The organism is Paraburkholderia sp. RL17-373-BIF-A (assembly GCF_046030175.1).
In the GTDB taxonomy this organism is placed as follows: domain Bacteria; phylum Pseudomonadota; class Gammaproteobacteria; order Burkholderiales; family Burkholderiaceae; genus Paraburkholderia.
Genome location: NZ_JARESO010000372.1, coordinates 1 through 629 on the forward strand (window position 1 = coordinate 1; position 629 = coordinate 629).

A 629-nucleotide genomic window follows, 5' to 3' on the forward strand; every position below is an offset into this window, starting at 1 on the left:
CTGGATAACGTCAAGCAGGATGGCCGGTCGTGTTGCCTCACGAAGGAATGTTACCCGACTGATTGTTGTCGTTTTGCTCTCTTCTCTTCGTTCGTGATTTGCCGGGCGCGGAGCGGCCGGCCCCCGGCGACTTTCAACTTTTCCGCAACTTACACTTCGGCTGGCGCATCAGCGGACTTTCGTCGGCCTCCAAGAATCAGTTCTTTTACGCGCTCTGCTCGCCACGCCTTGACCCGACGTTGCAGCGTCCGTAGTTGTGCCTGACTTGCGTACGCTTCTGGAAACATCGCGGTCAACCGATCCATTAATACGTTGGCCGGTACCGAGGGCTCTGCAATCAGCCATCCTTCGATGAGCGGCCACGCGTCGGCGAACGGATCCACCCGACTTCTCCACCAGTGCTTTGCCTTAGGTTGCTTCCGGTGCGTTGGACGTGCCTCACCTTCCTTCCATGCCGAAGAAAGGCTTGCGAGGAAGACGGCAACGTCTGATTCGCCCGCCGGCGCTGCTTCAGCACGCACGCCGTGGGCTGCAAAGTCGCTCAATGTTTGCTGCGCCGTTCGCATCTCCTGCAGCAGCCGCACAGGATCGAGGCCTTTGAACTGTGCCTTCAGTTTCTCTTTGATAGC

The 629-nt window shown here is 58.3% G+C and carries 1 pseudogene; it reads right to left on the reverse strand.

Going from position 1 to position 629, the window contains the following annotated elements:
* Nucleotides 1–149: 149 nt before the first annotated feature.
* Nucleotides 150–629, reverse strand: a pseudogene (locus P0D80_RS50925) (transposase); the annotation flags it as partial.